Genomic DNA, 6,564 nt, shown 5'->3' on the forward strand with positions numbered 1-6,564 from the left:
ACCTGTGCCAACACAAACACCTCAGCCACAAGATGCCATTTCGGCAGAAGGTCGGCTACGTCGGGCCAAAGAAAACTACCTTGGTCAAAACTATCTATTGACGACACCAGAGTGCCAGATGCGCCAAGTGCGTGAATACGGCATGGAAAAAATCACGGCCAAGCTGCCACCGGAAATGCGGATGGAAGCCCAAGCCATTTTCTATGAGAACGAAGTGAAGGTGGCTGCCCAGGCGGTTGACCTTCCTAAAGGGACACCTGCTCTGGATGAAGCAGGCGTCGATCGTTAAACCCAATTCAGGCGCCTTGGCTGCCTGAAAGGAGGAGATATGCCAAAAATTGACGTTTATGGTTTAAACCGCACTGAACTGGCGGCATTAAGGGAAACAGCCCAAAAGCAATTAGGTAAAGCCAGCGTTTCTTTATTGGCAAAAACCCTGTTGCTTGGGCAATTGTCAAATCCTGCATCGGTTACCTCCATAAAGGTGTCCGAAGATGAAGAAGGTGAGCCAACCGCTACCACTGATTCAGATGATGACGATAGCAAATACCGTCTTGAAGTGCGTTTACTTCCACAAGACTACAAATATATCAGGATGGCGGCTCAACTTCAGTCCATGTCTGCCAATGCGTTTGCTGTCAGTATCCTGCGCCATTACATCGATGGTCACCCAACGCTATCAGACAAAGAGGCGGAAGCGTTGTATCAATCGAATTATCAGTTGCTGCGCATTGGTCGTAACCTGAACCAGATTGCCCGGCAATTGAATGCGGGCGAATCGGCCAGCCTCACCACCGAAGAAATGCGCCAATTGCGCACCATCATCGAAAAGCATACCGACGTGGTGGGCGATTTGTTGTTGGCCAACAAAAGGAGATTCGAATGAGCTTACAATCCGATATTGATGATTGGTTACTGGGCTACAAAACACGGGCTGTCAAAGGAAAATCCTCTGCCAGCCTTTCTTTTGGCAATCGTCAATCCAAACATCCATTAAAACCCGGCTGCGGCTTGGCCAACCTTCGTGCAGCCGCCCTAAAACAGCCAGAAGTAATGGTCAAAATACCCAGGCGAAAGAGTGCCAATAGTACCGGTTTAAAAGGCGTGTGTAGGCACATCGATTACATCAGCCGCAATGGCGAAGTGGAAGTAGAAACCCATGATGGAGAACGACTTCAAGGTAAAAAGGATATTCATGCCATGACTCGACATTGGCAAAAGCTTGGCATCGCGGATACAAGTAAGCATAGAGAGGCCCTGAATATCGTACTTTCTATGCCTGCGCACACACCGCCAGCCGCTGTAAAAAATGCCGCTAGAAAATTTGCCCAGGAACAATTTGATGGCCACCAATATGTTTTTGCCTTGCACACTGATCGTGATCGACCCAATGAGCCGGCACACCCGCATGTTCACCTGTGTGTGCTGATGCGTGACGAGTATGGCCACCGCATCAACCCACGCAAGAATGACCTGTTTGAGTGGCGTGTTCGGTTTGCCGAAAAGCTGCGTGAGGAAGGCGTCGCGTGTGCGGCAACACGTCGCCAGCACCGTGGCATTACAAGAAAAGGCGAGAATTTTGTTTTACGATCCATGCGTCAGCGTGGCTTTGTAGGTAGTGCCCATAAAAAACAGGCTGAATCCTTAATTGAAGCCTTGGCTAAAAATGAACGCCCAAAATACCTATTCCTGAAAGAGGCCATGCAAACACGCGGTATTATTGTTGGTGAGTATGGCCGGATTGCCAAAGAGCTGTACAAACTTGGGCATAAAACCGAGGCCAAGATAGTGAGCAAATTGGCCGCAGAGGTTTCTGGCACCGGATTTAACACACAAGCTCAGGTTATATTTGATCAGTCTGTACACGGCTTAAGCAAAAAACAATCTCATAATGCTAACAATATTTCGGAGGTTGAGCGCTAATCATTAATTGAAATTAATTTGATTGCAGAAGTTTGATCCTAGACAGTATTGAGGACAATCGGCCCCTCTAAATTCTTGAAATATTTCTGCTCAAAGACTTCTGGGCCTAGCCCGCCATTTGCAGAATGTCTTCTGGCCCGATGTGAATATCTGCTTTTCGCTCATCGCAGACTGTCAGATTTGATTGTGTGCTACCAGTGAAAACTGTTAACTCAAATCTGAACGAATCCATGTAAGCTGAATACTACGTCAGCCAAGATGGTGCAGTGCCGATTCATAGCCAACTATGGAGCTGATGTAATCGCATCTATTCCGAACCAGTTTTCAAGCGTATGCAGTGCTCCTGGTGACAAGCACTGTGTGAATAGAATGGCAAGCCGCTTTTGAGGCCTTGAGCAGGCGACATAGAACAAATTTCGGTTACGTTCAAATGATTCTTTTTTTCCTGCGGGAATCGCTTGAGCGTCAGCAAGCTCCAACATTTCACCGAAATTGTATTTGCTCCAGCCTCTACCAACCACGACCAGAACGTTCTCAAATTCAGCGCCCTTGACGCCATGCTGTGTTTCGAACGGTGAATGACCATCAAGGTAGCGGCGAAGCGCCTTAACTTCAGAATAAGAAACGTTTTGCAACTTCTCTAATTCTTTTAATGCTCTAGGCATTTCAACACCCGCTGTTTTGTCGAAGTCGCGTAACTTTCTCTCATGCTTTTCGATAGCGTCAGGAAGTATTGGCTTTCGATGAGTGCGTAAGTGCTCGATCACCTCGCCAACGCTTCCTGTTTCACGGATAGCTAGCAATTGCATCATGGAATCGTACCAGCGGAATTTGTCTGAATGGTTACTCAATTGCGGGGTAGTGCCACCAAGAGCTTCAAACATCATTCCATACTTATGAGCAGCGAAAGCCTCACAGGCTGGCTCCAGTTTATCGACGAAGAAAGCGATGTGTTCATGCTCCTTCTTCGTAAATGATTCGTTATATTGAAACGCGGCTGACAAATTCGAATAACCTTGTTGGTTAGCCAAGAGTTTATGCGTCAGCATCAGAATTTTTGTGCAATCGGAGGATAAATCCCATCCTTCTTGCTCCAGTGTGGTTTTAACACGTTCCAGAGTGGATAGCCCTTCATTCAGGGGCAAATCACCTCCCAATGCGCCCCTTTTTGACGTTCTCCCTGCCAATTGTTCGTATGGAAAACGCGCACTTCACCTTTAGACTCTGTATCTTCAACGAATTGCCTCAGTTCCGGCCTCATTCGATTAAGAGAATCAACGATTGCTTTAACTGACCGGAAGTTGGCTTCCTTCCCGATTTCGGTTACGTTTGGATGCTCCAGTTTGCCGCATCCTCCGCCATAGATTTTTTGCCAATGATCGCCAAAGAAACCGAATAGCGGTGCGTCCGCCCGCCCTAAGAAATGGGTTTTGATCGCTTCGATCCACTCGTTATTCGTGTCTTGGTATTCATCGACCAGAATGATCGGAAAGCGATCCGTGATCATGCGACGGAACTTTTCATGAGCCATGAGCGATATCGTTAACGGTATGACATCGTCATGGTGGATGGACACGCTATAGTCGCGTATTGACCGATGCCCTAGGCTGTACTCGATGATACGATTACCTATAGTTCCTCCAACTTCCTCGATCTTTTCTTGCCAGCCTGGCATTGCTTCGATTAGCATCCTGAGCGACTTCTGAAAACCACTGATGAGAGACCAACAGAACGCGTGATTGGTTTCGCAGAAAACCAATGGGCTCCTATCTGTACGCGTTGCGATCTCGTCCTTTGCAACGTTTGTGAAGGTGATGCAAGCAATTTGCTTACCGTGTTTCTGAAATACATCGTTGTTATGTTTAATCAAGAATCTAAGAGCTTTGATTAGCGAGTATGTCTTGCCGGCGCCTGCACCGGCCTCCAAACGAAAACTCTGACCCTTTGCAAGGCAGGTGTACATGGCTTCGAGCGCGCGTAGGCTTGCGGCCTCTGCGAGTGAATGAACTTCAGGCATCAACGTCCCCTCCATCCGCAGTATCGGCGACTGCTTTCACAGCTAATGCCAACGCTTGATCTGGCACGACTACATCCCCGCCAGCCAACCAATGAACACCGTCCACGATATATTTCGGTGCGACCCACGCCGTTTCTTGAATTGCATGCTTCAATGCGAATTCAGATTTTTTCCATTTTTCCGCCTCGCTGCGTGCTTCGATTTCTAGATCCCAGGTATCCTTTTTGACTAATCCGAATAGCTTCGGATTCGCGAGAATGAATGCATCTTCGAATGTCCTCCCGCAAGGGCCATCCTCTTCCTCTGCGCATTGATAGGCTATGCGATTGTTCTTGAACACTTTGTCACTGTCTTTTTTAGTAAGCAATTCAGCTAAAGTGAAAGGAATATCCCCGGAAAACCATTTTTTCAAACAAGCGTTGCTGGAATATGTGCCAAGGTGGACTGCACATGCCTTGCCTCCCTGTTTTTCGACGGCATCCAGATCTGTAATGATTAGGCTGCGAAGTTCGAGGAACTGCAACAAGTCGAAAAACAAATGCGCGTAAGCGCCGCCGACTTCCATCACCGTGGCATATTGACTGGACAACTTCGGATGCTCGGGTTCAGTGGCCTCTAACTTCGTGATAATGACCGGAAGCAACAATCGCTCGCTCAACCCTTCGACAAGAATCGCTTTATCGGCAAAAAACAAGTCACAGCGTGTCAACGTCATGTACTGATGAAGAAACCGCTTATCTTCAGATGAAATGTGCTTCAGCCCTTTGCGTAGATCTTTTATCTTGGTTTTACGTATCCCCTTATGCGTTCCTGGCGCTGGCGTTCCGAGGAAGTAGCGAATGCTCTCAAAACCGGCTGCATTGGCGATATGTGATGAATGAGTGGATACGACGAACTGAACAGGCCAGGGCCTCTTGTCCTCAGTGCCGTCAACCAATTGCTGCGCTATCTGGGCAAGTTGACGAATAAAAACCTCCTGCATTTGAGGATGTAGATGCGCTTCGGGTTCTTCAATGAAGATCAGATGTACGCCTGGTTCTGTGGCTTCAGCACGAAAAGCTTTGTAAAAGCCAGCTAATTGCAAAAGGATGAATATCAGGTTTCGTGCACCAAGGCCGTTGTATGATTCGGGTAGTGTAATACCACCATATCCCTCGTAACGAACTTTGGTAAAGTTTGATAGTAGCTTTCTAACGTCCAGCAAGGTTTCGGTGTGTAGTTCTTGTCCTCCCAAACCGGGGTATCCAAAGGTTCTCAGCGCAGGGATCAGGCTTTTAAGTTGGCTGCCAAAGTTTGTGTCGATCTGAGTTTGAATGTCTTGGACCGCCCCCTTCAAAGCCTCGGCAATTTGCTTGTCTGCTGTATCAGCTGATGCTGAAGAGGCTGTTGCGAAAAGGCCTTCCACTGTTTTGGCCAACACATCGGACTCTCGTGATGTTACATCATCGAGTCCTCGCTGTGCGTTGATAAATCCTGTTTTGACTAAGCCTCGTAGCGCGTTAGATTGCAACTCTCGGCGGTTGTCTGGATCGTTAGGATCTTCAGCCATATTTTGATGCCGAAATCTCTGGGGATGCGCTCCCGCAAAGTCCGGAAGAATACGATACGGGTCTCTGGGGTTAGCGGATCCTTGGGGAGGTTTTCGAGGAACGGAGCTAATTGGCCATCCTTTAATTCATAGCGAATTACCGCCAGCGCCTCAGTACACTCGGGATCCAAATCAATGACGAAAGGGCTCAATGGTCCAAATTGGGGTTGACGGAGGTCGTATTGGAATTTCATTCTAAGCTCAATGGCAGGAACGAGTTCACGAATAACATTTTCCTCCTCTCCCAGGTTCAAAGCACTTAGAGCCTCGCAGAAACGATCATAACAGGCGCTGGAAAAGTCTTCGATCTGAAAGGTGGCGCTGCCATCAGCCAAAAATCTGCGCATTATCTCTGACAAGGATGTTTTTCCGCTGTTATTTCGTCCAACGATAACGGTCGTTTGGTTTTCTAGTATGAGCTCAACCTCTGCTAATAGACGGAAGTTATTGATTTTGACCTGAGTAATACGCATGTGTACCTCGGTGGTTATCGATTTATAAATTATTGATTATCATATATTGTATTGCAGTTTCTTTAATAATATGCATGAAATCATAAATTCATTAGGTAATCCTCCCATATTTAATGGCAGGTTTCAGTAGAATCACAACTCATCAGTGGTAGCTTCTTACCACCGTTGGCTTAATGAGGTCTTTCATGGTTGTAGAACCACAGTCAACGGGTGGCATAATCTTCAATATCGTTCAAATTATTAAACAAATATTGATTCAACAATCCACTCTGCACAGTACAATTGTAACGTTCAATATAGGTGTTTCGTTGAGATTTGCCTGGTTGAATGTATTCAATCTTAATGCCACTTTGTATCGCCCAAGGTTGAAATTTTTGGCTGGTAAATTCTGGCCCATTGTCACACCTAATACTGTGCAGTGCATTGCGGTACCTCAAAAGCCAATTCAAAGTGCGAATCACCAGATACTCCCGCGAGTGCGAAATAAAACACAGTTTAACGGTGTTTTACCGGTGCAAGCCTATCCTGCGTGTAATTTAATTTGTCTTTTTTCTTGTTTTTCA

The 6,564-nt window shown here is 46.8% G+C and carries 7 protein-coding genes and 1 pseudogene; 3 read left to right on the top strand and 5 right to left on the bottom strand.

What is annotated here, in order from left to right:
- From A2F46_RS12690 to A2F46_RS11225, 3 genes are all read left to right on the top strand, one after another.
- Positions 1-289, top strand: a 289-nt coding sequence (locus tag A2F46_RS12690) for a hypothetical protein (protein ID WP_197457655.1), incomplete at its 5' end; no start/stop codon positions are given.
- A 39-nt stretch (positions 290-328) separates the two neighbouring features.
- Positions 329-886, top strand: coding sequence for a plasmid mobilization relaxosome protein MobC (gene mobC / locus A2F46_RS11220; protein ID WP_066570510.1), 558 nt, complete (start codon positions 329-331; stop codon positions 884-886).
- Entirely contained in the window at positions 883-1,923 is a 1,041-nt protein-coding gene (locus A2F46_RS11225; protein ID WP_066570513.1) for a relaxase/mobilization nuclease domain-containing protein, read from the top strand. Before mobC ends, A2F46_RS11225 begins: the two co-directional genes overlap by 4 nt.
- Positions 1,924-2,207: 284 nt before the next feature.
- Here A2F46_RS11225 and A2F46_RS12695 read toward each other — a convergent pair whose 3' ends face one another.
- The 5 genes and pseudogenes from A2F46_RS12695 to A2F46_RS11240 form a co-directional block, all read right to left on the bottom strand.
- Entirely contained in the window at positions 2,208-3,068 is an 861-nt protein-coding gene (locus tag A2F46_RS12695) for a 3'-5' exonuclease (protein ID WP_197457656.1), read from the bottom strand.
- Complete coding sequence (locus tag A2F46_RS12700) at positions 3,059-3,940, bottom strand: UvrD-helicase domain-containing protein (RefSeq protein ID WP_197457657.1); 882 nt, start codon at positions 3,938-3,940, stop codon at positions 3,059-3,061. The genes A2F46_RS12695 and A2F46_RS12700 overlap by 10 nt, the downstream gene beginning before the upstream one ends.
- Positions 3,933-5,489, bottom strand: coding sequence for an ATP-dependent endonuclease (locus A2F46_RS11235; RefSeq protein WP_197457658.1), 1,557 nt, complete (start codon positions 5,487-5,489; stop codon positions 3,933-3,935). The genes A2F46_RS12700 and A2F46_RS11235 overlap by 8 nt, the downstream gene beginning before the upstream one ends.
- Entirely contained in the window at positions 5,423-6,001 is a 579-nt protein-coding gene (locus A2F46_RS12705; RefSeq protein WP_197457659.1) for an AAA family ATPase, read from the bottom strand. The genes A2F46_RS11235 and A2F46_RS12705 overlap by 67 nt, the downstream gene beginning before the upstream one ends.
- A 170-nt stretch (positions 6,002-6,171) precedes the next feature.
- Positions 6,172-6,462: pseudogene (locus tag A2F46_RS11240) on the bottom strand (integrase core domain-containing protein); the annotation flags it as partial.
- Positions 6,463-6,564: the final 102 nt, after the last annotated feature.

The organism is Snodgrassella sp. CFCC 13594, assembly GCF_001590725.1.
Classification (GTDB): domain Bacteria; phylum Pseudomonadota; class Gammaproteobacteria; order Burkholderiales; family Neisseriaceae; genus Snodgrassella.

Excerpts from the sequence above, each read along its gene's own strand:
- A2F46_RS11235 (WP_197457658.1), bottom strand. The coding sequence starts at position 5,489 with ATGGCTGAAGATCCTAACGATCCAGACAACCGCCGAGAGTTGCAATCT.
- A2F46_RS12700 (WP_197457657.1), bottom strand. The coding sequence starts at position 3,940 with ATGCCTGAAGTTCATTCACTCGCAGAGGCCGCAAGCCTACGCGCGCTC.
- A2F46_RS12705 (WP_197457659.1), bottom strand. The coding sequence starts at position 6,001 with ATGCGTATTACTCAGGTCAAAATCAATAACTTCCGTCTATTAGCAGAG.
- A2F46_RS11225 (WP_066570513.1), top strand. The coding sequence starts at position 883 with ATGAGCTTACAATCCGATATTGATGATTGGTTACTGGGCTACAAAACA.
- mobC (WP_066570510.1), top strand. The coding sequence starts at position 329 with ATGCCAAAAATTGACGTTTATGGTTTAAACCGCACTGAACTGGCGGCA.